We start from the raw sequence: 26,998 nt of genomic DNA, 5'->3' as shown, positions 1-26,998 counted from the left end.
CGTATTCATGAAATTCAAAGATCAAGTCGTTCTCATTACTGGAGCTACCTCGGGAATTGGTGAAGCATGTGCCGAAATTTTTGGAAAGGAAGGGGCGAAAATTGCTATCACTGGCCGTAATCCTGAGAAACTGAAAAATACTGAGCAAAAATTAAAGGAATCTGGTATTCAGGTTTATTCGATTTTGGCAGATGCTGCTAAGGAGGAGGATAACCGTCACATGGCCGAAGAAACAATCAAACACTTTGGAGGGATAGATATCTTGATCAATAATGCGGGGATTTCCATGAGAGCTTTGTTTGAAGACTTGGATATGGATGTTTTTAGAAAAGTGATGGATACCAATTTTTATGGGACTGTCTATGCTACCAAATATTGCCTTCCTTCAATCTTAAAATCCAAAGGCTCGATCATCGGGATTTCTTCCATCAATGGTTACCGAGGCACTCCCGCCCGAACAGCCTATACTGCCAGTAAATATGCGATGAATGGGTTTTTTGAATCGCTTCGTACGGAGGTGATGAAAAAAGGAGTACATGTTCTCGTCGTCGCACCAGGTTTTACAGCCTCCAATATCCGAAATACTGCCTTAACCGCTGATGGTTCCTCTCAAGGAGAATCTCCCCGTGACGAAGCTAAAATGATGACCTCGGAAGAGGTAGCACAACATATTTTGAAGGCAACATTGAAAAGAAAAAGGGATATGGTTTTGACTTTTCAGGGAAAATTGGCCGTGTTTCTGAATAAATGGATGCCGGGAATTCTGGACGGAATTGTGTATAATCAAATGGCCAAAGAAAAAGACTCGCCTTTTAAATAAATGCCCGAATCCATCTTTCAAACTTATCTCAATCGGCTCACGGATTTATCGACTAAAAACAGATCCCTGTATATGCCAAGATTGAGTGGATTTGGGATGATTGATTTGCAGGATTTTGATTTTTTAACAGGAGCGCCAGCATTTGAACTGATTCGAAAGCTACTACAAGGCAAAAGGCAGGTTTCTTTAATTCCAGAATTGGATCCGAGATCCGCCAGCTCCAATCGGCTTTCAAAAAGTCTTTCCCGCTTGGCCTTTAGAGATCAATTAATACAGGAAGAAACCGGAGAGCAAAGTCTTTATCTGGCATGGCTATTTGTGGAGGGGAAGTTGATCAATGGACAATTAATGAGAGCTCCATTGATACTCAAGCCAGTTGGGTTAGAGCGGATTGATTCTCAATGGAAATTGAATTCCTCGGAATCTTGGAGATGGAATCCGGCCTTTTTGTTGGCTTGGAGGCATGCCACCAAACAGCGATTACCGGATGATTTTTCTGATGAGCAATTGGAAAATTTACCTGCTGATCCCACTGAATTTAGAATTACTCTCAATCAGATAGTACAAAGTAATTTCTCTATTCAAGTTCAATCCAATTTGTTTGAAGACCGGATTCAGAATTTTCCTAATTCCCAGATTCAAGTGGATCAGAACCAGTATCAGGAAGGAAAGCTTACTTTAAAACCCTATGCTGTGTTGGGTCCTTTTGCCCAAAAAGGGAGCTTCCTTTTTTCTGATTACGAGGAGCTTAATGCTGAAGGCCAGGATATGAGTCTTGAAGATTTGTTCTCAGCCCATTTTGAAGCACCAGAAAATCGTCCCTTTCCCAGAGAAGATGCGATGTTTCCTATCTTTCCCTTGGATGCATCACAAGAAAATGTGTTCCTGAAGGTTCGGCAGAGTAAAAGTATGGTAGTAGAGGGGCCTCCCGGAACTGGCAAATCCCAGTTAATTTCCAATCTGGTATCAGATTTTATTGCTAGGGGAAAGAAGGTTTTGGTAGTGTCTCAAAAGAGAGCTGCTCTGGATGTGGTTTTTGAGCGTATGGCAAAAGTTGGGTTTGGCCAATTTTTGGCTTTGGTACATGATTTTCAGGGGGATCGAAATCTACTTTTTGAAAAAATTAAAAAGCAGATCGAATCCATCGAAGCCTATCAAGAGCAAAATAGAGGAATTGATGCCATTCATCTGGAACGAGAAATCTCTAGAAACTCCAGAAGCATAGCCAGACTTTCTGATAAATTGGAGGATTTTCGTCAGGCTCTTTTTGATACTAGTATTGTAGGTATGCCAATTAAGGCAATGTACCTCAATGCGGATTTGGAGAAGCCTGCCCAAAAATCTAGAAGCCTATTAAAACTCAATCAGGAACAGGCAAAGACTTTTGAACAAGATTTTAAAATCTATGCACGCTACCAGGAAAGGTTTGAGGCTAGTTTTTGGAATGAAAGAAAGTCATTTGCCCAGGTTCAAGCTGCTGATTTTCCTCGTATTTCTCAGGCAATTTGGGAAGTGGAGGGCTTTCGAAAACAGCTTTTGGAGTTAGATTCTTCTGGTTTAGCGAAAAAACAAGTGAGCACAGAGCTTCAAATTCAAAATCAACTCCAGAAGTTTCACAGAGCCTATAATTCCTTGCAGCAGTTGAGTTCTGAAAAATTGGATTCTCATCTGATTTTAGAGAAAGAGCAAGTTAAAAAGCTTAGAAAACAACAACTTTTCTTGATTGAAGAGAAAAAACAATTGGCTCAATTGAAATTTGAATTGAAAGCTGATCCCCAGGCATATCAAGTAGAATTAGAAGTTTTGCTTTCTAAATCCCAATCATTTTTCGGAAAGCTTTGGGCCAATTTGAACCATTCGAAGTACCCTTTGGTATTTGAACTCTTGAAGGCCAATGAGCTGAAATTAGGTTCTGGCATTCTTGGGGATATTCAAGAGGAACTTCAAATTAGAATTCAACTTCAGGAAGAAAAACAAGCTATACCTCAAAGCTTGGCTATTCCTTTTTCGGAAGATGCTGAAAAGGATATTCATCGCTTAAATCTTGCCTTAGATTGGATAAACGCTTGGCAGGAATTGGGTGATTGGCATTCTCTTTTGGATCCCACGAATGATCTTTTCAGACAATTAGAAATATGGATGGAGGTATTAGAGAAAGGAAGTACTTCCTGGACTTTCTGGAAAACTTGGCTGAGCGAATCTCAAATTCAATTACTTTTAGAGCAAGGACTTTCTTCATGTATACCCGAAAATGAATTGAACTGGAATGCGGTTTATACCGAATTAGTGGCTTTTGATCGCTTTTTGCTAGGCTGGGATAATCAAAGTTTAGGATTAGAACTTTGGCAAGAGTTTCCCGAAGAAAGTACTGCTGATCAAGTTCATATTTTTTGGAATGGCTGGTATTTAGCCTGGATTTCAGAGTTGGAGCGGAGATTTCCAGTATTGGCAGAGGCCGGTTCCCTGAAAATGGAGTCAGAGCTGGAGGAGCTTCGAAAGTCTATTTTGGAAAAAAGAAGCTTGTCTCAACACATAGCACTTTTGAGGTTACGTGAGCAAATGTGTCAGCACTTGGAATACAACCGACTAGGAAACCGAGTAACATACAGGGAGCTTTTTCATCAGGTCAGTAAAAAAAGGCAGCGTTGGGCTATTCGAAAATTGGTTCAGGAATTGGATGATGAGGTATTTAAACTTTTGCCCTGCTGGTTGGCCAGTCCGGAGACTGTATCTGCTCTTTTTCCTCTAAAGAATCAATTTGATTTGGTGATCTTTGATGAAGCTTCCCAGTGTCCTGTTGAATTGGGCTTACCGGCCATGCTTCGCGGAAAGCAGGTGGTTATTGCAGGTGATGGTAAGCAGTTGCGGCCTTCAGATTTCTACCAGGTCAAATGGGAAAGTGAGGAGGAGGGTTTAGAGTTTGAGGCAGAGTCATTGTTGGAGTTGGCCGGGAATTTCTTCGAAAGTGCTAGGCTAAAGGGACACTATCGATCTGCTGATCCTGCCTTGATTCATTTTTCCAATACCCATTTTTATGAGGGTCAATTGGAAACCCTTCCGGATTATGCAACCATTCAATCCGGTAAAACTCCTTTTTTCTGGGAAAAGGTAGAGGGGATTTGGGAAAATCAGGTCAATCAAGTGGAGGCTGATGCAGTTTTGACTAGAGTTAGGCAAATTCAAAAAGATTCTTTAGGCGATAGTATTGGGATAGTGACAGGCAACTATTTTCAAATGGATTTGATTCGGGAAAAGCTTTGGAAAGAAGGGCTTAGGCAGGCAGGAATTAAAGTTCGTAACATAGAAAATGTACAGGGGGATGAGTTTGATCAGGTGATCTTATCTTTGGGTTATGCTCCCAATCGGGAAGGGAAATTAGTGACCAATTTTGGCTTATTGAGTAAATCAGGAGCGGAAAACCGTCTCAATGTGGCTATCAGTAGAGCCAGAAAGCAATTGCACCTGATATCTTCCATAAATCCAGAAGACTTTCGTCCCGGTCAATTGCAAAATCCTGGTCTATCTCTTTTAAGATCCTATTTAATTTGGGTTCAGAAGCAAAGCAAGCAGAGAGCCGTTCCTGCTCCGGAAGTTGAAACTGAGAAATTTGAAATTGATTGGAGTTTGAAAAAGAAGTTGATGGAAAGCGATCCAACTTATTCCAGTCATATACCTTCGGCAGTTATGGATTTGCTTCGAGTTGACTCTTCTGGTGATCAGGTAGCCATTTTAACTGATGATCAACGTTTTTTTAATTCACCCACGGCCAAAGCCGCTTTAGCTTATCATCCTATTTTATTGGAAGAAAAAGGCTGGAAATGGAAGATGGTTTGGAGCAGGGAAGGAAGTATGAAAGCTTAAGTTAGAAAGCTGGAAAGGCTGAAATCTGAAGTGTGAAAGCTGAAAAGTGGCGTTGCAGATTATCTCCCGCAAAGAAGAAAAGAAGCAAAGAATTTTTTAAAGCATTTACCAAATCACACCGCTGGTGCTCTTTACTGGATGGGTTGCAAACAGCCTCAGAGAGGCGTTTTGGTTGTAGAATAGATTGAAATAGGGAGTAAACAAGAGCTTCGGAGAAGCGATTTGGTTTTCATTAATCTTTTTCAAAGAAAGTCTGGAAGATATTGTCGGAAGTCTGAAATCTGAAGTGAGATAGCTGGAAAGGCTGAAAGTAGGCAGTAGGCAGTAGGCAGTTTGCAGTTTGGGATGCTTGTGGGTTCAATAGTGTCGTCACTGCGAGGAACGAAGCAGTCTCATAAAGTATAAAGGCTTAAGTGAGAAAGCTGAAAAGTCAGAATTCTGATAAAATCCGTGTTAATCTGTGGCTAAATAAAAAATATGAAATCAAAAAATAGAAGTATAAAGTTATTAAATGAGTGATAAATCATTCATTAAACTTATTTACATCTAAATACGTATGAATAATCATTCAAAAATAAATATTATAATGTTTGATATTTCATTCATAAAATAGTATTTTTGATTATAATGAATGATTAATAAGTCATGAATATCTCACAATTATCAGATGCAGCAATTCTTCAGATGATAGGAGAATTTATCAAAAAGAAGCGGATGGATCTCAATAAGACTCAGGATACTTTATCCTATGAGGCGGGGATCAGTCGCTCTACTTTGAGTTTGCTGGAGCGTGGCGAAAAGGTTAATTTAATCACCCTTATTCAAGTCTTACGTGTTTTAGATGAGTTGCAGATTCTGGAGGTTTTTGAGACTCAGACCCAGATCAGCCCGCTCGAATACATCAAGCTTCAAAAGAAGCAAGAGCGGCAGCGAGTCCGTAATACTGATCAGGCAGCTGAAAATCCTCCTTCAGAATGGTAAATGCAGCTGAGATTTGGCTTTGGAATAAATTGGTAGGAGCAGTGCTTTGGGATGAGTCCAGGCAACTCGCCAATTTTGAATTTGATCGAAATTTTCTTCGCTCCGGATGGGATATTTCACCTATTTTGATGCCTTTATCCCAAGGGAAAAGACTCTATTCTTTTCCTGAAACCCGCAGATCCCGGGATGATGCGTTTGATACTTTTAAAGGTTTACCGGGACTGCTTGCTGACATGCTCCCAGATAAGTACGGAAACCAGTTAATCAACGCTTGGTTAGTTCAAAATGGACGACCTTCCGATAGTTTAAATCCGGTAGAACTGCTTTGTTTTATCGGCAAGAGAGGGGTTGGGGCATTGGAAATCAAACCTGCACTGCGTACGGAAACGGGTCGGGCAAGTTCTTTGGAGCTTGAAAGTTTGGTAGGAATTGCCCAAAAAGTACTGAACAGCAAGGAAAACTTTCAAACTGATCTTTCCCTTGAGGAAGAGGAAGCTTTAGCGGATATTTTGAAGATTGGTACCTCTGCAGGCGGAGCCAGGGCCAAGGCAGTAATTGCTTTTAATCCGAAGACAGGAGAAGTGAAAAGTGGTCAGGTAAAGGCACCAAAAGGATTTTCTCATTGGATCATCAAATTTGACGGAGTACATGACTCACAGTTTGGAGCCACGGCGGGTTACGGCAGAGTGGAAATGGCCTATTATCTGATGGCTAAAGAGGCTGGAATCGAAATGAATGAATGCCGACTTTTGGAGGAAAACGGTCGGGCTCATTTTATGACCAAACGATTTGATCGGACGGATTCCGGAGAGAAAATCCATATGCAGAGTCTCTGTGGTATCCGCCATTTTGATTTCAATCAGGTGGGTGTTTACAGTTACGAACAAGTTTTTGAAACCATGCGTATGCTAAGGCTAACTTATCCAGAAGCAGAGCAGCAATTTGTCCGAATGGTATTCAATGTATTGGCCCGAAACTGTGATGATCATACCAAAAACTTTGCGTTTTTGATGGATCAAAGTGGAAAGTGGGCCTTGTCTCCTGCATACGATATATGCCATGCCTACAGGCCTGGTAGCATTTGGGTGAGCAGGCAATCTCTTCAGGTCAATGGAAAAAGGGAAGAAATTACTGACTCGGATTTTTTAGAAGTAGCCAAAAAGATGAATATCAAAAGACCGGAAGAGAAAATAGAGCAAGTGAAGCAAGCTGTCAAGCGTTGGAAGGAGTTTGCTGTGGAGGCGAAAGTAGAGCCAAGATTAAGGGATTCGATTCAGGAGACTTTGTTGGTTTGATGGCTGAGCTGCCAAAGGAGAGTTAGCGTGAAAGGGAATTAAATTCGCGCCATCCATCTGGCCAGCTGCACTTCATGTACCAGGTAATTTTCTTCGTCTTTGATGACAAGTTCCAGTCTTTCCAAGGCCTTTAAGGCCGTGCTTACCGTACTTGCTGCGCCAAGATTATACTTTTGAATAAAACCTTTGCTCAATGGGTTTTGAAGGGGTTCCTCTTTGGCAATAGCTCTAAATACATTCCACTGTGTCCGAGTCAGCATTTTTTGAAAATTAGCATAAATTGCCTGCTGCTGCACAAGAATTTGATCGAATACAACATCCACATCTGCATTGGTTACTTTATTGTGCTTAGCATAAAGGTGGTTGCATACCAACTGAACGGTATAAGTTTGACCTCGACTCCAGTGATATATTTTCGCAATGGAATCCAGCTCGATTTTCTTCTTGGCAACTTGAAAATGTTGGGTAATGAATTCAGAATAAGCTTCGAGGGAAATAGGTTGAAGAGACTCTAGCATAGAGCTCTGATAAAAAGGCCTTTTCTTTTCTGTAAACATCGCTTCCATTAATGTGCGATGGCTTCCGCTAAAAATAAAACGGACTTCAGGAATCTGCTGTACCCAGGATCGGAATACTGCTTCAGCTTTTTCCCCTTGATAGTCGTTGATTTGCTGAAATTCATCGATTGCGATGACAACTCGCTTCTTTCTGGTAGCAAGAAATTCCCCCAAAGCAGCCAATGATTGATTAGGTTGTTTAGTATTGTTTACACCAAGTGTAAGCTCAGGAGCTCCTGACAAAGAATTAAAACTGATAGTCGCCCCAATTGAAGCCATTAATTTTTGAATGCTGGCACTTATCCCATTGCTAGTTTTTCCATACTTATCGTATATGGCAGCCGATATGCTTTGAATGGATTCGCCTATATTTTGGGTTGCGAGTAAATCAATATAGAGAGTTTCATAATTTTTTGATGACTCTAATTCATCAAAAAGTCGATGAATAAGGGCTGATTTTCCAAGTCTTCTCCAGGCATAAATTACTACGTTTCTGTCATTTTCTATGTGAGAAATGAGTGTTTTTAGCTCAAACTCTCTATTACAAAAGTATTCCTTTCCTTGGTAAGTATTGATTATAAATGGATTGAAGGGTTCTTTCATGACTTCTCACTTTTTGGATTACATGAAAATCGTTACGTAAATCGCGTTACGTAAAGTACGTAATAAAATCAAAGAAATGCAATCTCTTAATTTAGATATACCCCACGATTTTGTATACCAAAATCCCAATCCATTCTTTAAATAGTTTGGTCCAATACTCCAATGAGGAAGGATCAGGAAAAAATAGGGATGGTATATCGTATTTGATATCATGGGAATAGTAATCCACGGGAAAAGTCACTGTTTTCAATCCAACCTTGTCAAAGCATCCTTTAGCTCGCTTCATGTGAAAAGCGGAAGTGATGAGGATAAACTCCTGATTGGCGGGGATTTGATTTTTCTCTAAAAAGTCTTTGGTGAACTGCGCATTCTGAGCTGTATTTTTTGCTTGATCTTCGATCAAAATGTCATGCTCAGACATTCCGGTCATGATAAGAAATCGTTTTAGTAACTCAGCCTCAGTCTGCGGATTGGAAGGATTAAGACCTTGCCCACCGGTGATCAGAATTTTTTTGATCTTTCCCATACGATAGAGTTGAAGGGCATGGGTGATCCGGTCGGCACCTTTGTTAAAAAAGGTTCGGTCATAGGCGGTTTTGCTCAAATTGGTTACTCCAGTGAGGACAATGCCGATTTCATGACTTTCTATTTCTTCAAAAGATTTGAATTCAGGTTCCCAAGCCAATAAGGCCAGATTGGAAAGAAAAGGATTGGTGAAAAAGAGCAAAAGACCTATTCCTATGCAAAGTAATTTTTTGCCCCATTTTCTCTTTAGAAAAATTACCCCCGATAGAATAAATATCAGTACGATTGTCAGAGGCATGGCCAAAAAACTCAAAAACTGGGAGAGGTAGAAGAACATGCTGGATTTGATTTGGAACAAAGAAAGGAGGGAATGGGGGATTTTCAAACTTAATTTGCAATAGAAAATAGACAATATTCAAGAAGATCGGATTCCTTTTTCTGATTCATCAGTATGAGTTTGGTTATTGATAATTGAATATTAAATTTCTTTAATCTGTTAAGGAAAGCTATTTTTGATCATGCTTTCAAACCAGCCCAATCTAGTTCCTCAATTAGAAAAACTTGCAGCCCAACTCGAGGGCAATTTGCAGTTTGACAAACTTAGCCGAACGCTTTATGCCACGGATGCCTCTGTCTATCGGGAGGTACCTTTAGCGGTAGCTTTTCCTAAGTCTGAATCGGATATTCAGAAACTGATTCAGTTTGCCAATGAAAACGGAACTTCCCTGATTCCCCGAACAGCAGGCACCTCTTTGGCAGGGCAATGTGTGGGGAATGGGATTGTTGTAGATGTTTCCAAGTATTTCACACAAATACTGGAATTCAACAAAGAAGAACGTTGGGTTCGGGTACAGCCCGGCGTAGTTCGAGATGAACTTAATCGATTTTTGAAGCCACATGGCTTGTTTTTCAGCCCAATCACTTCCACTGCTAACCGAGCGATGATTGGAGGCATGGTTGGGAATAATTCCTCTGGAACGACTTCCATTGTCTATGGGGTAACTCGGGACAAGGTTATTTCTCTGAATACCGTTCTAAGCGATGGGATTAAGGTTGTTTTCGGGGAGATCTCTCAGGATGAGTTCGATCGGAAATGCGGGCAAAAAGATCTGGAAGGAACAATCTACCGTCAAATCTTCGACGAACTCAACAATCCTGAAGTCCGCGAAGAAATCCACGCTCAATTTCCCAAAAAATCCATTCACCGCCGAAATACCGGCTATGCAGTGGATGAATTGTTGAAAGCAGAGCTATTCGAAGGAAAGGAAAAATTTAACTTCTGTAAGCTATTGGCGGGTTCGGAGGGCACTCTGGCTTTCACCACTGAAATCAAAATAAGCTTGGATCCCTTGCCCGATCCGGTGGAAATCGTGGTGGCTGCTCACTTCGCGACCATACACGAAAGCATGAAGTCTGCTCAAGTTGCCATGAAGCATCCTGCAACTGCGGTGGAACTGATGGATAAAATCATCTTGGACTGTACTAAGGAGAGCATAGAATATTCCAAAAACCGCTATTTTGTAGAGGAAGATCCTGAAGCGATTTTGATGATTGAGTTCCGGGGAAAAACCTTGGAAGAAGCCATGGCAAAAGGAGAGGCGCTTGTGGCGGACCTGAAAGCTGGCGGCTATGGGTATGCCTATCCTATTATCGAACCAGAGAAAGTAGCTTCAGCTTGGGCTCTTCGTGCAGCTGGTTTGGGTCTCTTGGGAAATATTCCTGGGGATCCTAAAGCGGTAGCCTGCATCGAAGACACTGCGGTGGATATCGAAGACTTAGCCGATTACATCGATGAAGTCGATGCCATGATGGAAGGTTTCAACCAAAAGCCTGTGCACTATGCCCATGCCGGAGCAGGGGAAATTCACCTGCGTCCTATTTTGGATTTGAAAAAAGCGGAGGATGTAGCGGAGTTTTACAAGATTTCCTTGGCTTCTGCCCAATTGGTGAAGAAATATCAGGGTTCGCTTTCTGGGGAACATGGAGACGGTAGAGTACGCGCTGCTTTTATCCCGCTGATGGTTGGAGAAAAGAATTATGAGCTTTTCCGAAGGATTAAATATACATGGGACCCCAAAAATATCTTCAACCCCGGAAAAATCGTAGATGCCGCGCCGATGAATAAATTCCTGCGCTACGAGCCAGGGATGGAAACTCCAGAGCACAAGACAATTATCGATTTTTCCAATGTGGGGGGGATTTTGCGTTTGGCAGAAAAATGCAACGGTTCGGGAGATTGCCGTAAACTTCCAGGTTCCGGCGGAACCATGTGTCCAAGCTATATGGCAACCCGAAATGAGAAAGATACAGTCAGAGGCCGTGCTAATACGCTTCGGGAGTTTTTGACTTTGGATAAAAAGGAAAATGCCTTTGACCATCCTGAGATCAAAGAAGCTTTGGACCTTTGTCTAAGCTGTAAAGGTTGTACCGCTGAGTGTCCTTCCAATGTGGATATGGCCAGTATGAAAGCTGAATTCCTCTATCAGTATCAAAAAACGCATGGCGTTCCCCTTCGATCCAAGGCTTTTGCCTATATCAATGAATTGAATGAGTTAGGTTCCAAAGTTCCTGGAATCGCTAATTTCTTTCTGAGCAATTCCCTGACTGGAGGTCTAATGAAGTCTATTTTGGGAGTGGCTCCAAACCGTCATCTTCCAGAAATCAGTCCGATTAGTTTGAGGAAGTGGTACAAAAAGAATTATCCCACTCTGGACGGACCAGCTAAACCCATTAAGTCGGTGTTTTTCTTTTTGGATGAGTTTACCAATCACAACGATACGCAGATAGGCATCCAAGCAATTTCATTGTTAAAGAAATTGGGCTATGAGGTCAAGATCGTAGATCATGAGGAGAGTGGTCGTTCGGCGCTATCCAAAGGTCTTTTGGAAAAAGCAAAGAAACATGCCGAGGCCAATGTGCGGATTTTTGAAAAACTGATTGACGGGAATACTCCATTGATTGGTTTGGAGCCTTCGGCAATTTTGAGTTTTAGGGATGAATATCCTCGAATTGTAGGAAAAGAGCTGCTAGAAGGGGCGAAGAAACTCAAGTTTCATGTCAAGTTGATTGATGAGTTTTTAGGTCAGGAAGTAGCAGCCGGAAATATCAGATCCGAACAATTCACAGACAAGCCTCAAAAAATCAAGTTGCATGGCCATTGTCATCAAAAGGCTCTTTCTTCTCTGACTTGGACACAGAAAATTCTTTCTCTTCCTGCAAACTATTCTGTGGAAACCATCCCAAGCGGCTGCTGTGGTATGGCTGGTTCTTTTGGTTATGAAGCGGAACACTTTGAGGTTTCTCAGCAGGTTGGAGAGTTGGTGCTGTTTCCTGCAGTGAGAAAAGCCGAAGCAGATACCTTGATCGCGGCTCCAGGAACTTCCTGCCGACATCAGATTGCAGATGGAACTGGCCGAAAGGCAAAGCATCCGGTGGAGATACTTTGGGAAAGTCTGAGGGAAGGTTGAAGGCTGAAGTAAGAAATCTAAAAAGTCTAGAGTCTGAAGTGAGAAAGCTAAAAAGTCTGAAATATGAAATCTGAAGTCTGAAAAAATCCGCGTAAATCTGCGCATTGATCTGTGTTAATCTGCGGGAAAAAAGAAAGTCTGAAATCTGAAGTAAGAAATCTAAAAAGTTTGAAGGCTTAAGTGAGAAAGCTGAAAGGGTAAAGTTGGCAGTTTGTTGTTTGGGATGTTCGTGGGCTATTAATGGTGTCGTCACTGCCAGGAACGAAGCAGTCTCATAAAGTATAAAGTCTGAAGTGAGAAAGATGAAAAGTCTGAAATATGAAATCTGAAGTCTGAAAAAATCCGCGTAAATCTGCGCATTGATCTGTGTTAATCTGTGGGAAAAAAGAAAGTCTGAAATCTGAAGTAAGAAATCTAAAAAGTTTGAAGGCTTAAGTGAGAAAGCTAAAAAGTAGGCAGTTTGCAGAAGCAGTAGGCAGTTTTTGGAAGTCTGAAGTCTGAAAAAATCTGTGCTATTCTGTGGATTTTTCTGTGTGGATCTGTGGGAAAAAAAGAAAGTAAGAAGCCTTAAGTGAGAAAGCTGAAAAGGGCCCCTTTAAATATTTGAGCCCGTTTCATTTATAACAAGATCTTTCAATCACCTTATTCAAAATTCTTCCTCAAAACGTATTCTACACATCGAGCTGCTAATCTCGCAGTGGCTTGGTCCTGATCAAATCTGGGGTTGAGTTCAACCACATCCATAGCAATTAATTTCTTGCTTTTTGCGATTAATTCGAATACCCGGAATGCTATCTGGGGACTAAAACCCATGGGTGAAGGAGCAGAAACACCAGGTGCAAATGCGGAGGAGAAGCCGTCCATATCCACGCTCAAATAAACCTTGTTGACTGAGTCCAAAAACCATAAAATCTGCTCTTGGATATATTCCCAGTTGCGAAGTCTAAACTGCTCCATCAACAGGTATTTCGCATTTAGTTTTTTAGCATTTTCAAACAAAGAATTAGGGTTAGAGGCGCGTTGAATACCTATAGCTAAATAGTTGAAGTTCATGGGGAACTCCTGAGCCAATTGATAAAATGGAGAACCTGAATGGCCTTTTCCGTTAGCCAACGGTCTAAGGTCAAAATGGGCGTCCAAGTTGATTATTCCCAATTTTTCTCCTTTGAGATGTAAATGATTTAATATACCCATTCCATGGGCAAATGCTAAATCATGACCTCCTCCCAAAAGGACGGGAAGATGTTTATTTCTTAATAATGCCTGAACGGTTTCTGAGATTTTGGTTTGAGTGCTCTCCAAATCAGTACCTTGAGTTTGGATATCACCATAATCATAAATTTTACATGAATCAGGTAAGTGATAGGCAATCCCTCCCAAGTATTTCCTTATATGATCCGGGGCCTCTTTCGTACCTGGTCGGCCCTGGTTTCTTTTGACTCCTTCCTCTCCGGGATAACCGAGAATTCCAACTTTTCTTCCATCCTCCTCAGAATAGTGAAGGTTTGGAATGCATTGGACAATTTGATGCCAATATTCAGGCAATTCAGATTTTCTTCCAGTCCAATTTTCTGGGTTTGGGTTTAAGTGTAGGCTCATAGAGTTTTAGCAGGTTTTTACTAAATTAGGTATAATTTTTAAGCTAAAGCGAGTCCTGAAAGATGAAAGAATATAGAATTCCTCAAAAAGAAAACATTGACTTGGCTTCATTCAAAGAGCCGGATGCCTCTTTTTCAGGCTATACCTATGCTGATTATCTTAAATGGGATTTTGAGGAAATAGTGGAGTTGATCAAGGGTAAAATCTTTGCCAAAGCCGCAGCTCCAAACAGAAGGCATCAAGCTGTTTCGATGAAGGTTTCGGTTGCATTGCACGAATTTTTAAAAGGACATCAGTGCAAAGTTTACGCGGCACCTTTCGATGTCAGATTGTCAAAAGATCCCGATTACAGTAAAATTGACTCGGTAATCCAACCTGATATCTCTGTGATTTGTGATCATTCCAAGTTGGATGACAAGGGTTGTTTTGGAGCTCCTGACTTAATTGTGGAGATTCTTTCTCCAAGCAATAGCAAGGTAGAACTCCAAAATAAGTACGAGCTTTATGAGGAGTTTGGGGTCAGAGAATATTGGATCATTCATCCTTCGGAAAATACCCTCCAAATCAATGTATTGGTCAATGGAAGCTATCAACCCTCCCGACTTTATACCTCAGGACAGAAGGTTACTTCTACTGTTTTACCAGGATTCGAATTGGAATTAGAAGAGGTATTTGAAGAAGACTGATTGGTATCAGCTCTCAAGATAACTTATGCCTATTTAGCCCAAGCCTTTCAGTATATCCTCATCTACCAAATTTGGTAAAGTCACTTTTAATTCCGGGGTTCTATCCATTTCTCGTTGGATAGCTTCTAAAGAACCACTATTCCTAGCCCAGGCTCTTCTTGCAATTCCATTGTTGACATCGTAGAATAGCATGGATTTCAAATTGATTTCAGCCTGCTTGCTTCCGTCCAAAACCATCCCAAAACCTCCATTCATCACTTCTCCCCAGCCCACACCACCACCATTATGGATAGACACCCAGGTAGCACCTCTAAAACTGTCTCCTATCACATTATGAATCGCCATATCTGCAGTGAACTTGCTTCCATCGTAGATATTGCTTGTTTCCCTGTAAGGAGAATCTGTACCGCTCACATCATGATGGTCTCTTCCCAGCACAATGGGAGCAGAAATTTCACCATTTGCAATTGCATCATTGAATGCGGCTGCAATTTTGGCTCTTCCTTCCGCATCGGCATATAAAATTCTAGCCTGAGATCCCACTACAAGCCTGTTCTTTTCAGCCTCTTCAATCCAGGTGATGTTATCCTGCATTTGTTGTTGAATAGAAGCAGGAGACTCTTTCATAATTTCTTTCAGAACTTGAGCAGCGATTTGATCTGTTTTTCTCAAATCCTCCGATTTGCCAGAGGTGCAAACCCAGCGAAAAGGTCCAAACCCATAATCAAAACACATAGGGCCTAAAATATCCTGAACATAACTTGGGTAGCGAAAGTCAATTTCATTTTCTGCCATGACAGCTGCTCCAGCTCTAGAGGCTTCCAATAAAAAAGCATTCCCATAATCAAAAAAGTAAGTCCCTTTCGCAGTATGCCGGTTGATCGCCGAGGCCTGTCTGCGCAGTGACTCTTGAACTTTTTCTTTAAATGCTTCAGGGTTTTCAGCCATCAGTAGGTTGGACTCCTCGAAACTGAGCCCAACTGGGTAATAGCCTCCTGCCCAAGGGTTATGTAAGGAAGTCTGATCAGAACCCAATTCCACAAAAATGTTTTCTTCATCAAACCGTTCCCATACATCCACGATATTTCCCAAAAAGGCAATAGAAACCACCTCTTCCTGATTTTTGGCCTTATGCACCCGTTGGATCAATTGATCCATGTCAGTTATTAACTCGTCCACCCAGCCTTGTTCATGCCTTTTTTTGGCAGCAGAAGGGTTTACTTCAGCGCAAATAGTGATACAGCCGGCAATATTTCCTGCTTTAGGTTGTGCTCCACTCATTCCTCCCAAACCAGCAGTCAAAAATATTTTTCCTTTGGGGCTGATACCACTACCCAGTTTCTTCCGAAATGCATTCATGACCGTGATGGTGGTACCATGAACAATGCCCTGTGGCCCGATATACATGTAAGATCCTGCTGTCATCTGTCCATATTGAGTGACACCCAGGGCATTGTATTTTTCCCAATCGTCCGGTTTAGAATAATTGGGTATCATCATACCATTAGTGACAATTACTCTTGGTGATAGGGGTGAGGATGGAAAAAGTCCCATAGGGTGACCGGAATACATATGGAGTGTCTGTTCCTCAGTCATTTCAGCCAAGTATTTCATGGTCAATAGGTACTGTGCCCAGTTTTGGAAAACCGCACCATTTCCTCCGTATGTAATCAATTCTTCAGGGTGCTGTGCAACAGCAGGGTCCAAATTGTTTTGAATCATCAGCATGATTGCTTTGGCCTTTTCGGAATTGCCCGGGTATTCAGAAATAGCCCTAGCATACATCCTATAATCCGGCATAAAGCGATACATGTAAATCCGACCATACTTTGTTAATTCCTCAGTAAATTCACCAACCAAGTCTCGGTGCCAAGCCTTTGGAAAGTAGCGTAGCGCATTGATGAGGGCCAGTTTCTTTTCTTCAGGAGAAAGAATTTCTTTCCGTTTGGGAGCATGCGAAATTTCCGGGCTCCTTAGTTTTTTTGGGGGAAGAGATGCTGGTATTCCTTGTATGATTTGATCTTTGAAAGACATGTTCGATTTACGATTTTGGAAATACGAATTACGAAGGGCAGAGGAGGTACAATTACTAATTTTCAATCCTCAATGGACGCTGCCTAATAACTATTAACTAATAACCACTAGCTTTTCATCTTCTTCTTCCTATCAAACACTTTTAAACCAGATTTCCATACTTGTGCTGGTTTTATATTTCCTTGATGATATAGAATTTCTTGGTAGTCAGAGGTCGGGAAAAGAATGAAGTCTGCAAACTGACCAGCCGCTATGGTTCCTTTATTAGTCAATCCTAGGGCTGCGGCAGCTCTGAAAGTGATTCCAGCGAATACTTCGGCTGTGCTTAACTTTTCAAAAGTGGCTAAAATCGAGGCTTGAGTGAGCAAATCACCCATAGGTGCTGAACCTGGATTCCAATCAGAGGCAATTGCTAATGAACCTCCCATGTCTAGTAATTTTCTAGCAGGTGTGAAAGGACAGCCCAGTCCAATAGATGCTCCCGGAAGTGCTACCCCAATCGTATCCGAATTGGCCAGTCTTTTCAAATCCTCTTCCGAGGAGGCTTCTAGATGATCAGCCGAAAGAGCTTGCATTTTTACCGCTACTTCTGAGCCTCCGGAAGTAAATTGATCGGCATGAACTGTAATTTGAAATCCTATTTCCTTGGCCTTTTTTAAATAAACAAGGGCTTGTTCCTTTGAAAAAGCAGACTTTTCGATAAAAATATCCACTCGCTTACTTAAGCCTTCCTTGTAAATGATAGGTAGTAATTTTTGAACCATCCAATCCAGATAAGCAGTTTCATCTCCTTCAAAATCCTTTGGTAGAAGATGAGCAGCAAGACATGTGGAAATCAAGTCGGCTTTGGTTTTTCTGTTTGCTTGATGTATGGAAGTCAGCATTTTGATTTCTTCCAAAACCGAAAGACCATAGCCACTTTTTACCTCAATCGTAGTGATTCCATTTTCTAGTAATTGATCAGCTCTTGAGGCAGTAATTTTTGCAAGTTCACTACCAGTCATTTTTCTAGTTTGGGTAACTGTGTCCCAAATACCCCCACCAGATTCTGCTATTTCCAGATAACTTTTACCAGAATTTCTCAAAGCAAAATCCTTAGCTCTTGACCCTGCAAAGCAAATGTGAGTATGACAATCTATCATTCCGGGAAGAGCTACATAATTTTCTGACAGGTCAATTCTTCGAACCTCCTGGAGGTCAATTTTTTTTCGAAGAATCTCAAAATCACCAATTTCCACGATTTTATCTCCGTCTAATAAAATACCGGCATGCTTATGTATGGGTAATTGGGAATCTTTTAGAGCTCCTTTCATTGGGAGTTGATCCATACTCAGGAGCTGGGTAATAGGGCCTATTAATTTCTTGTCTTTCATAGTGCTGGGTTTCTAGAAAGTGAATAGATAACTCCATTGGGTGTCGAACTCCAAGCCTTCCTGGCTTGCGGTCGAATAAGCCAATTTAAGCAATTCCCCGCTTTGAATCAGTTGAATTGCCTCTTCCATATCTTCGTAAAGAATTCGGTCTTGTACAACTGGTTCAATTTTGCTTCTGACATGATTGTAAATGGCAGTCATTATTTTGCCAGATTGAAGGGGCGCATGATAATCCATCGCCTGAGCAGCATAAAGAAGCTCAATTCCGATAATTTTTTCAACGTTATCAATGACTCTAAGGGCTTTTCTTCCTCCTATACTTCCCATGCTTACATGGTCTTCCTGTCCCAAAGAAGTGGGAATAGAATCTGCTGATGCAGGAAAACACAAGCCCTTATTTTCGGAGGCCAAAGCTGCTGTGGTGTATTGAGGTATCATCAATCCGGAATTTAGACCTGTTTCTTTCAACAATAGCTTAGGTACCCCCGGGGTATCTCCTTCAATGGATAGATAAATTCTTCTGTCAGCTATGTTTCCTAGTTCAGAAGCTGCTAAACAGGCATAATCCAAGGCCAATGCTATGGGTTGGCCATGAAAATTTCCGCCTGAAATCGTATGGTTCTCATCAAAAACAATGGGATTGTCTGTAACTGAATTAATTTCTATTTCCAAAGTTTCTTTGACATGAAGCCATGCATTCCAACTCGCTCCATGCACTTGGGGCATGCATCTCAAGGAATAGGGGTCTTGTACTCTCGCACAATCTTTATGTGAACTGACGATTTCAGAGTCTCGAAGCAGGTTTAAAATGGTGGCTGCCACATGTTGATTTCCTGCAAAAGGTCTTAAACTGTGGAGTTCTGGTGAAAAAGGTTTGATTGACCCCATCAGTCCTTCTACCATCATTGCACCTGTGATGCTAGCATGAGTCAATAAATTATGGAGCCTTTCAATAATTTTTACTCCATGGGCAGCCATAAACTGTGTTCCATTAATTAAAGCCAGACCTTCTTTGGGTCCTAGTGTTAAAGAGCTTTTTCCAAATAGCTTGAGTGCCTCCTCTGAAGTAATTATTTCTCCTCTATATGATACTTTTCCTAATCCTAAAAGTGGAAGGAATAAATGTGACAGTGGTGCTAAATCTCCTGAAGCTCCTACTGAACCCTGAATAGGAACCAAAGGGATGATTTCCTGTTCGAGCATCCAGTGAATCCTTTCAATGGTTTCCCATCTAATTCCTGAGAATCCCTGCGCCAATGCATGAATTTTCAACACCATCATAAGCTTGGAAATTTCTAAATCTACAGGCTTTCCAAGACCAACAGCATGGCTTTTCAATAGATTTTCCTGTAGGGTTGTGGTGTCTTGAGCAGAAATTTTACTGGTGCATAGTGGGCCGAATCCTGTGTTGATTCCATAAACAACTTTTTCACCTTGAGCGATTTTTGATACTGCTGAAGCTGATTCTTCTATTTTATGCTTAACCTCAGGCAAAAATTGACCTTTGATCTCTTTCCTAGCAAGTCCTAATGCTATGGAGGCTGTTAAATGATCTTTTCCGTAATTGAAGCTTCTCATAGTGCTGGGTTTAATTCTTTACCAAAGGTACTTGGTTTTATTGATGCTTTTTGATACTATTATTATCAACAAACGATAACCTAGAGGCATCAATGGAATTAAGACATTTGCACTATTTTCAGGCAGTTGCGGAGGAGCTGAATTATAGAAAAGCAGCTTCCAGACTATTTATATCTCAACCTGGCTTGAGTAGACAGATCAAGCAATTAGAAGAGTTATTGGAAGTTCAATTATTTGAGCGAGATCAGCAGCATGTGGCTTTGACAGCCGCCGGTGAATATTTTAAAAGTGAAGTGGATTTTATTCTCAACCATTTACAAACCACCCAGACTCAAATGAAAGCTATTTCATCTGGGAAAATAGGGGAGTTGAGGATCGGTTTCTTAGGTTCTGCATCCAATCAGGTTTTACCGGAATTATTGCAAAAGCTAAATAACAAAGAGCCTGGAATCACCACGAGTTTGGAAGAGTTGAGCAATTGGGTTCAAGTGGAAATGATAGAGCGTGATCGATTGGATCTGGGTTTTGTCAGAATTGAATCTGTGCCTGATGGCCTAGAAAAAAAAGTTATTCTCAGGGATTCTTTTTCACTTGTGGTGCCTGAGAATCACACTGTTCATGATTCTGATTTTTCCACATTAGCTCAGTTTTCTGATGAGCCTTTTATCCTTTTTTCAAGCGATTATAGTCGTTATTACTATGATCAAATTATGGGGATCTGTAGAGATGCTGGCTTTTTCCCCAAAATCAAACATAAGTCCGTCCATGCTTTGACCATATTTAAACTGGTTGAAAATGGACTAGGGATTGCGATTGTTCCCACTTCCCTGAAAGCAGGGTATGAGTTGAAAGTTAGATTTATGGAAATTCCGAATATTCCACAATTCACGGAGCTATCAGTGATTTGGAAGCCAAAAAATCGAAATCCTGCTTTGGGTAGAATTTTGCCTTTGCTTTGAGTTGAAAAATTCCCAAATCAGCTATTTTAGACCAGAAATAATAAATGTCGGGTAAATGTCGGCTGAAATCCGAGTTTATTTCGTCCTGTATTAACACTCAACTGTAGAAATTGCCATGGTTCAATCAAAAACACAATTCACAATGAAACAACCAGAATTAGGCAAAAAAATCTCCGAGTTGAGAAAAGCAAAAGGATTAACTCAGGAAGAGTTGGTCGAAAAATGTAATCTGAATGTGCGAACCATCCAGAGAATAGAAGCGGGTGAAGTCACTCCAAGATCTTACACGATCAAAGCTTTATTTGAAGCACTTGATTTCGAAATAAGTGCTGATTCGGAGTCCTTTAATGAGAGCAAAACTCCATGGATTCTTTACGCAGGTTTTGCGGCTGGAATTTTATACTTCTTCGCATCTATTTTTGAAATAAGCATGGAAGGAGAATATGTCACGGGTAATTATTCCTTCAAAATGATTGGCTTTGTCCTCGCAAAATCCATCAGTTTTATAGGCTATGCACTATTTATTTATGGCTGGATTAGGCTCCTCAATTTCTATAAAAATGATTTCCTGAATTTTGCTTTATGGACCATGTTGGCTGTTTCAGGACTTTGGTTTATTGCGGATTTACTGGCTCTATTTACATCACTTTTTGAAATTGCTGATTACTATATCGTGAAAGTAAGTTCCTTTGGTTTTTGCTACGCTTTTATGGGAATTGGCTATTTGGCTTATAAAAACCAATATTCAAACATTCCTGTCGTAATAGGAGCACTGACTTTGGTGGCAGGTATCCTGATTTTCTCAGGCATAGGCGCATTCTTAGGGCTGATTCCTTTGACCTTAGCTGAAATAGGGCAATTAGGATTAATGATTTATTGGATTCAAAAGATCGGGGGAAGCAAGTCTCCCGATCCAATTTCCTTTGCTGAGAGCAAACAATAGCCGAGTTTTTTCCTTTATTTAATAGTAACTTAATTTTTATGGCTCAGGAAATCTCAGAAAAGGTATATAGTTTCATTACAGATGAAGGAGAAGAAAGGGCCTGCGAAACGATCTCTGAAAAAGCCTGTAAGGAGGTTCCTGGAAATTTTTTAAAGAATGTTGCGAGTGGCGGCTTTTCCAAATTAGCCAACCAATTGGTTTCTCCTGGAACTACACTTCCTTGGATATTTTCCTCCTTATCTGTTCCGCCTGCTTTGGTAGGTGCATTGGTTCCCATCAAAGATGCAGGTTCTCTTTTGCCCCAACTTTTTGTTTCTGCCAAAATCCGAGCTTTTTCCAGGAGAAAATGGTTTTGGGCTATACCTGCTTTTTGTCAAGGACTCTGTCTTTTGGCGATGGCTTGGGTAGTCCAATCGACTGAAGGATTAGCAGCGGGAGTGTGGATTTTATCCTTATTGACCCTTTTCAGTTTCGCCAGTGGAATCGCCAGTATCAGTTTCAAAGATGTCCTAGCGAAAACCATTGATAAAGGAAAACGAGGACAATTATTGGCTTACAGAGCCAGTATGGGCGGTATTTTTACAGCAGCATGCGGTTTGTTTCTTTATTTCCAAAACGGAGAAAATCAGTCTATCGATTATCTTTTTTGGCTGGTATTGGCGGGGGCCTGTTGCTGGTTTATTTCAGCTGGATTCTTTGCCGGGATTTATGAAGAAAAAGGTGCCACTGAAGGAGGTAGAACTCCTATCAAAGAATTGAAAAAAGGCTGGAGCATCTTATCTAAGGATAAAAACTTACTGAATTTTATCATTGCACGCGGCTTATTAATGGCGGTGCCTTTAGCTCAGCCATTTTTTGTAGTCATTGCCCAGAAAGAATTGGGACCTGAAGTAAAAAACTTAGGGTTCATGGTATTAGCTGCTGGAATTGGGGCAATTATTTCTTCTCCATTTTGGGGAAGGTTTGCAGACAAATCAAGCAGAAAAATGATGATGCTGGTAGCATTTTTGGCTATTCTGAATATTTTGGCAATGGTGAGTTTCCAATATTGGCCGGATGAATATCAATCAATTTATACCTTTGCCGTTCTGTTTTTGCTACATGTGATGATTTACGGTGGAGCTAGACTTAGTCGAAAAACCTATTTGGTTGATTTTGCACCTAAAGATGAGCGCCCTCTTTACGTTTCTTTGTCTAATACCTTGATTGGAATTGCCACTTTAATCGCAGCAGGATTGGGCTCATTATCGGCTTTTCTAGGCCCTGACGGGATGTTGTTGGTTTTTGCAGGTTTATTGCTTCTTGCAATAATGATGGCTTTTAAGCTGAAGGAAGTATAGTCTTCACTTTCTCTTTGATACTTTTTAGGATTTCGGCATTTAGAGGACTTTGACTTTCAATTTCCAAGATTTTTGGATGGACCCCAGAATCATAAAAGTCTTTGAGAGCAGAATCCAGCTCTACTTCATTTTTGGCTGAGAAATAAGTGAAACCAAACTCATTGGCAAGGCATTTTGCATTCAACTTTTGCTTGGTTTCAAAGTACTCCTGTAATTCTGGCTGTTTGGCGGGGCCCTCAATTAATCTGAAAATTCCCCCCGCATGATTATTAAGCAGGATAATTCTCAAATTAGCCATGGAGTAATTATGCCAAAAAGCATTTCTATCATAGAAAAATGCCAAGTCTCCTGTAATCAAAGTGACAGGAAGCTTGGTGGTAAAAGTGCATCCAACAGCCGTACTGGAAGATCCATCTATGCCACTTGTGCCCCGGTTACAAATAATTTCCTGTTTTCTTCTTCCTAGAAAATTCAAATATCTAACAGCCATAGAATTAGCTACATGGATTTTGGATAGGTCAGGAATGTTCTTTAATACCTGATGTAGGGCTTTGTACTCTCCAAACTGACTTTGTTCCAAAATATCGTTCAGGTTATTCAGTATGCTTTTTTCCAGTTCCCACCAGCTATTGTAATAAGTTTCATCTTGAATAGGGAGGTTTGAATTGAGCCAATTCAAAAAGAACATAGGAGAACAGGCCAATATTTTACTTAGACTTTGATAGGTGTCTTTTGCTTCCGCATTTTCCTGAATATGCCAGTGCTCGGCCTTTGAATTTCTCAGGAATAGTTTCAAAGATTTAGAAATGATTGATTTTCCAAAGCTTAAAATCAAGTCAGGTTCCAAACCTTTAGTCACTTCCTGATTTCCCATCCAGTGGTCATGAAAATTGATGCTTTCCTCAGACTGTAGGTTGGAAATAGTGTCTGTGATAACAACCACCCTCTTATTTTTAGAAAGTGATTTCAATAGCTCCACTATTTTTTCATCCGGTTTTTGTTGGCCGGGAACAATCAAAATTTTTCGTATGGACTGGAGCTTGGAGTTTATCTTTTTAAGGCTCTCTTCTCCCAAATGCAAAGTGCCTTTACTAATCTCTGTTTGATAAGGATGCTCCGGAAAATCAAAGGATTCATTTTCTGAAGGGTAGAAAGGCTCTCTAAGGGGGATGTTGATATGAACAGGGCCTTTTGGGAAATGATTGGCAGTATTAATTGCCTCATTCACCATCCTTGCTGCATACCAGGATTGTTCTTTATCCCCGAATGTGTCAGGAAATTGGAAGCTCTTTTTAATATGTTTCCCATAGACTTCCTGCTGAAAAATGGTCTGTCCGTCCCACTGGTCTATCCATTCAGGTGGGCGATCAGCTGTTAATACGAGGAGAGGGATTTGTTGAAAAAAAGCCTCAGCAATTGCTGGGTAATAATTTAGGGCGGCAGAGCCAGAGGTGCATACCAAAGCCACAGGTTGATTCAGCTGTTGGGCCATTCCTAGTGCTATAAAAGCTGCAGATCTTTCATCAGAGATTGTTCTTGTATGAATCTCAGGATGTCTTGCAAAAGCCAGTGTAAGCGGAGCGCATCGCGAGCCCGGAGATAAAATGACGTTTTTAACTCCTTTTTTGGCACAAATGGCCACCAATTCTAAAATTGACTGAATAATCAAGCGATTGATTTTTGAATGAACTTACCTATGATCTCGCACTTCATCTCTGTTTCTTCCCACTCTTTTTCCGGGTCGGAGTCTTCCGTTACTCCTGCCCCTGCATAAAGGGTCACTTTGCCATCTTGAAAAGAAGCCGTACGCAAATTGACATAAACCGAGGTAGTATTATCTATATTGACTGGTCCCAAAAAGCCTGCAAAAAAAGATCTGTCAAAGCCTTCATTGGCTTTTAGAAATTCATGTGCTTCCTTTCTTGGCATTCCACAAACTGCTGAGGTAGGGTGTAATAAATCCAGCATCACAGACCCTAACTGAGGGAAGTTTGTTGCCTTCATATTAACCTTAAAATCTGAGCGTAAATGCAATAGATTGCCAGCCATGACAGTTTTGGGTCCATGCTCCTCATATTCTCTCAGACGGATTTTTTTAAAGCAATCCACAATATATCTACTGACCAATGCTTGCTCTTCGATTTCCTTTTGAGTCCATGCTACAGATTTCAAAGGATTATCTCCTTTGGCTGCCTGGGTTCCTGCAAGCGACATGGTATGAAAATGATCTCCCTGAGTTTCTATCAATACTTCAGGACTAGCTCCCATCCAAGTGCCCACTTGTGGAATATGGAAAAAGTTGACGAAGGAATTGGGGTAGGAGTCCAGCATACTTTTGATCGCTTTTGCCAGGTCAAATTCTTCGGGAAGGTCTAAGTGCTTGGTTCGTGCAGGAACTACTTTCTCCAAATTGCCTTTCTCGATTTCAGAAATACTTTGTTCTACTAAGGCTAGGAAATGCTCCTTGGAGTCTCCATCATGAATTTTTTGAGAGAGGTCCTCAGAGTTTTGCTCAGGACCTACCGTTTTTAGCAAACTTTTATACTCAATGTTTTTCGGAGCTTGAATCCACTGAGGTAAATCTGCCTCCTTAAGATCACTGGCTAAGTCAATGCTCAAGTAATTGGAGGCATTGATAAAATAGGCTTGCTTATTTTCCTGATCTTCAAAAGGGTGAATGATAAATCCTGCTGGTAATTCTTCCAGGTTCATTCCTACTTTTCTTACTCCGTCCAACTCATCCAAGACGAATTCAAGTTTTGATGATTTAGGTTTTCTCCATAAGGCAAATGATCCTCCAGATTGAAAACCTGTATGAAGGAAGGCTGCCAAAGCTTCGGCAACAGAAAGTGAAGTAGCGGTAACAGTTTCGATCATTTCTTATCCAAAATAGCCATGGTAATGCGGCTTATGCAGCAAAGTGCTCCCGCTTCATTATGGATTTTTATCTCCCAAACCTGGGTTGTTCTGCCAAGATGAATCGGGGTCGCTCTACCGATTACTTTTCCTTCTTTGACCGATTTAAGGTGGTTAGCATTTATTTCTAAGCCAACACAACTTTGTTTTTTCAAATCAATTGTCAAGGAAGCAGCTACAGAACCCAGCGTTTCAGCGAGGACTACATTTGCTCCTCCATGTAACAAGCCCATAGGTTGTTTGGTTCGATGATCTACAGGCATAGAAGCTTCCAAAAAATCATCCCCAATCGCGGTAAATTCAATACCAATGTGATCAACCATCGTGTGAATTCTCGGGTTATTGAGTTGGTCCAGACTAGGCTTTGAAATAAACACCATGTATTTTGAAGGGATTTGTTTTTCTTTGGGCTTGGGACAAAAATAGAGAATCTTGAATCGAAAAAAAATTTACTTAGTTCGCCACGGTCAGACTGATTTTAACCTTAGGGGAGTAGTGCAGGGAAGTGGGATTGACGCTCCCATTAATGACACTGGAAGAGCTCAGGCAAAGGCATTTTTTGAGGCCTATCAAAATATAGCCTTTGATCAGGTTTACCATACTGCCCTCATTCGAACCAGACAGTCTATTGAGTCATTTATCTCGAAGGGGATTCCGACTACCGCTCTTCCCGAACTAAATGAGATTTCTTGGGGAGATTATGAAGGCACACCTATGACGCCGGAAGAAGGGGAATACTACAAGCATATGCTCCATCAGTGGCAAATGGGTAACTTAGACTATGCGATAGCCGGAGGGGAAAGCCCAAACGTGGTGGCTGAAAGAATGCGAAAAGGAATTCAGAAAATATTGGAAGGCCCCGGAGAAACTATTCTAGTCTGCATGCATGGCAGAGCAATGAGGATTTTTCTAAGCCTGATTTTTAATTACGATCTCCGCTATATGGATCAGTTCGAACATAGCAATTTATGCCTATACCTTTTAGAGCAATTGAGTGATGGAACTTTTGTATTAAGGAAAGGGAATGACAGAGAGCATCTTAAGGCCGCGGGTTACTAGGCTTGTCTGCTTTGGCTATTTTCTTCTTGTCCGGATTATTCTGATAAGCACTGAGTAAAAGCTGAAGATTTCTTTTACTCTCGGTCATATCAAAGAGTCTAAAGGCGATTTCTTGAAGTTTAATATCTTGATCGCCTGTTGTTACCAAAAAGTCTCCAAGAAAGCATTCGTCAAAATCACAGGATGGGATTTCTATCAGCAAAGCCAGTTCTGAATTTCCAGAATAGGTTTTAGTGTTGAAAGAAGAAAATTGTGATTCAATGGCCTTTAAAGAGGTTTGATGAGCTTTTAATTCTTTGGATTTGAATAGTACCAAAAATGTTTTGGTCTCAGCGTCTTTGGCAAGAGCTGAAAGAGACATAAACAAGATTAAAATGAGTGGTACTAACTTTCGCATAGCTT

Annotated in this window: 20 protein-coding genes; 10 read left to right on the top strand and 10 right to left on the bottom strand. The window is 41.0% G+C overall.

Annotated elements, in window-relative coordinates; all coding sequences use genetic code 11:
• Positions 1-7: 7 nt before the first annotated feature.
• The 4 genes from B2906_RS09825 to B2906_RS09810 all read left to right on the top strand — a co-directional run bounded on the left by B2906_RS09825 (position 8) and on the right by B2906_RS09810 (position 6,957).
• Positions 8-820, top strand: coding sequence for an SDR family oxidoreductase (locus tag B2906_RS09825; protein WP_286938947.1), 813 nt, complete (start codon positions 8-10; stop codon positions 818-820).
• Entirely contained in the window at positions 821-4,681 is a 3,861-nt protein-coding gene (locus B2906_RS09820; protein WP_286938941.1) for an AAA domain-containing protein, read from the top strand.
• Positions 4,682-5,326: 645 nt separating this feature from the next.
• A complete protein-coding gene (locus B2906_RS09815) occupies positions 5,327-5,662 on the top strand; it encodes a helix-turn-helix domain-containing protein (protein ID WP_219958466.1) in 336 nt (111 codons plus the stop codon).
• Positions 5,656-6,957 (top strand): type II toxin-antitoxin system HipA family toxin, encoded by a 1,302-nt coding sequence (locus tag B2906_RS09810; RefSeq protein WP_286938925.1) that lies wholly within the window; start codon positions 5,656-5,658, stop codon positions 6,955-6,957. Before B2906_RS09815 ends, B2906_RS09810 begins: the two co-directional genes overlap by 7 nt.
• 38 nt (positions 6,958-6,995) lie before the next feature.
• Here the strand turns inward: B2906_RS09810 and B2906_RS09805 are convergent, their stop codons facing one another.
• Both B2906_RS09805 and B2906_RS09800 read right to left on the bottom strand, forming a co-directional pair.
• Positions 6,996-8,117 (bottom strand): AAA family ATPase, encoded by a 1,122-nt coding sequence (locus B2906_RS09805; protein ID WP_219958468.1) that lies wholly within the window; start codon positions 8,115-8,117, stop codon positions 6,996-6,998.
• A gap of 91 nt (positions 8,118-8,208) precedes the next feature.
• The gene (locus B2906_RS09800; RefSeq protein WP_286938921.1) at positions 8,209-8,979 is read right to left on the bottom strand and encodes a YdcF family protein; all 771 of its coding nucleotides are present in this window, start codon (positions 8,977-8,979) and stop codon (positions 8,209-8,211) included.
• A gap of 181 nt (positions 8,980-9,160) precedes the next feature.
• Here B2906_RS09800 and B2906_RS09795 point away from each other — a divergent pair, with 181 nt between their 5' ends.
• A complete protein-coding gene (locus B2906_RS09795) occupies positions 9,161-12,109 on the top strand; it encodes an FAD-binding and (Fe-S)-binding domain-containing protein (RefSeq protein WP_286938912.1) in 2,949 nt (982 codons plus the stop codon).
• Between the two features lie 642 nt (positions 12,110-12,751).
• On the opposite strand, the gene hutG is transcribed toward B2906_RS09795, so the two are convergent.
• Entirely contained in the window at positions 12,752-13,708 is a 957-nt protein-coding gene (hutG, locus tag B2906_RS09790; RefSeq protein ID WP_219958471.1) for a formimidoylglutamase, read from the bottom strand.
• A 62-nt stretch (positions 13,709-13,770) separates the two neighbouring features.
• Between hutG and B2906_RS09785 the strand changes: the two genes are divergently transcribed.
• A complete protein-coding gene (locus B2906_RS09785) occupies positions 13,771-14,394 on the top strand; it encodes a Uma2 family endonuclease (RefSeq protein WP_219958472.1) in 624 nt (207 codons plus the stop codon).
• 33 nt (positions 14,395-14,427) lie between these two features.
• Here the strand turns inward: B2906_RS09785 and B2906_RS09780 are convergent, their stop codons facing one another.
• The 3 genes from B2906_RS09780 to hutH form a co-directional block, all read right to left on the bottom strand.
• On the bottom strand, positions 14,428-16,428 hold the full coding sequence (locus B2906_RS09780; protein ID WP_219958473.1) for a urocanate hydratase: 2,001 nt from the start codon (positions 16,426-16,428) through the stop codon (positions 14,428-14,430).
• A gap of 107 nt (positions 16,429-16,535) precedes the next feature.
• Positions 16,536-17,801, bottom strand: a complete 1,266-nt coding sequence (hutI, locus tag B2906_RS09775; protein ID WP_219958474.1) for an imidazolonepropionase — start codon at positions 17,799-17,801, stop codon at positions 16,536-16,538.
• Positions 17,802-17,813: 12 nt separating this feature from the next.
• The gene (gene hutH / locus B2906_RS09770; protein WP_219958475.1) at positions 17,814-19,379 is read right to left on the bottom strand and encodes a histidine ammonia-lyase; all 1,566 of its coding nucleotides are present in this window, start codon (positions 19,377-19,379) and stop codon (positions 17,814-17,816) included.
• 92 nt (positions 19,380-19,471) lie between these two features.
• Between hutH and B2906_RS09765 the strand changes: the two genes are divergently transcribed.
• From B2906_RS09765 to B2906_RS09755, 3 genes are all read left to right on the top strand, one after another.
• On the top strand, positions 19,472-20,338 hold the full coding sequence (locus B2906_RS09765; RefSeq protein ID WP_219958476.1) for a LysR family transcriptional regulator: 867 nt from the start codon (positions 19,472-19,474) through the stop codon (positions 20,336-20,338).
• Between the two features lie 142 nt (positions 20,339-20,480).
• On the top strand, positions 20,481-21,281 hold the full coding sequence (locus B2906_RS09760; protein ID WP_219958477.1) for a helix-turn-helix domain-containing protein: 801 nt from the start codon (positions 20,481-20,483) through the stop codon (positions 21,279-21,281).
• Between the two features lie 38 nt (positions 21,282-21,319).
• Positions 21,320-22,621 (top strand): MFS transporter, encoded by a 1,302-nt coding sequence (locus B2906_RS09755; protein ID WP_219958478.1) that lies wholly within the window; start codon positions 21,320-21,322, stop codon positions 22,619-22,621.
• Here B2906_RS09755 and menD read toward each other — a convergent pair.
• From menD to B2906_RS09740, 3 genes are read right to left on the bottom strand one after another with little or no spacing between them, the layout of a single operon-like run.
• On the bottom strand, positions 22,602-24,290 hold the full coding sequence (gene menD / locus B2906_RS09750) for a 2-succinyl-5-enolpyruvyl-6-hydroxy-3-cyclohexene-1-carboxylic-acid synthase (RefSeq protein ID WP_219958479.1): 1,689 nt from the start codon (positions 24,288-24,290) through the stop codon (positions 22,602-22,604). The two genes, B2906_RS09755 and menD, sit on opposite strands and share 20 nt — an antisense overlap.
• Positions 24,287-25,498: a chorismate-binding protein gene (locus tag B2906_RS09745; RefSeq protein ID WP_219958480.1), complete on the bottom strand. Its 1,212-nt coding sequence runs from the start codon at positions 25,496-25,498 to the stop codon at positions 24,287-24,289. Before B2906_RS09745 ends, menD begins: the two co-directional genes overlap by 4 nt.
• Entirely contained in the window at positions 25,495-25,917 is a 423-nt protein-coding gene (locus tag B2906_RS09740; RefSeq protein ID WP_091655358.1) for a hotdog fold thioesterase, read from the bottom strand. The genes B2906_RS09745 and B2906_RS09740 overlap by 4 nt, the downstream gene beginning before the upstream one ends.
• 52 nt (positions 25,918-25,969) lie before the next feature.
• Between B2906_RS09740 and B2906_RS09735 the strand changes: the two genes are divergently transcribed.
• A complete protein-coding gene (locus B2906_RS09735) occupies positions 25,970-26,596 on the top strand; it encodes a histidine phosphatase family protein (RefSeq protein ID WP_219958481.1) in 627 nt (208 codons plus the stop codon).
• Here the strand turns inward: B2906_RS09735 and B2906_RS09730 are convergent.
• Entirely contained in the window at positions 26,577-26,993 is a 417-nt protein-coding gene (locus B2906_RS09730) for a hypothetical protein (protein WP_286938857.1), read from the bottom strand. The genes B2906_RS09735 and B2906_RS09730 overlap by 20 nt on opposite strands.
• Positions 26,994-26,998 lie beyond the last annotated feature (5 nt).

Source organism: Algoriphagus sp. UBA3586 (assembly GCF_002376385.1).
GTDB classification, from domain to species: Bacteria; Bacteroidota; Bacteroidia; order Cytophagales; family Cyclobacteriaceae; genus Algoriphagus; species Algoriphagus ornithinivorans.
The sequence above is the reverse complement of the archived record's forward strand: the minus strand, read 5'-3'. Positions and strand labels throughout refer to the sequence as shown.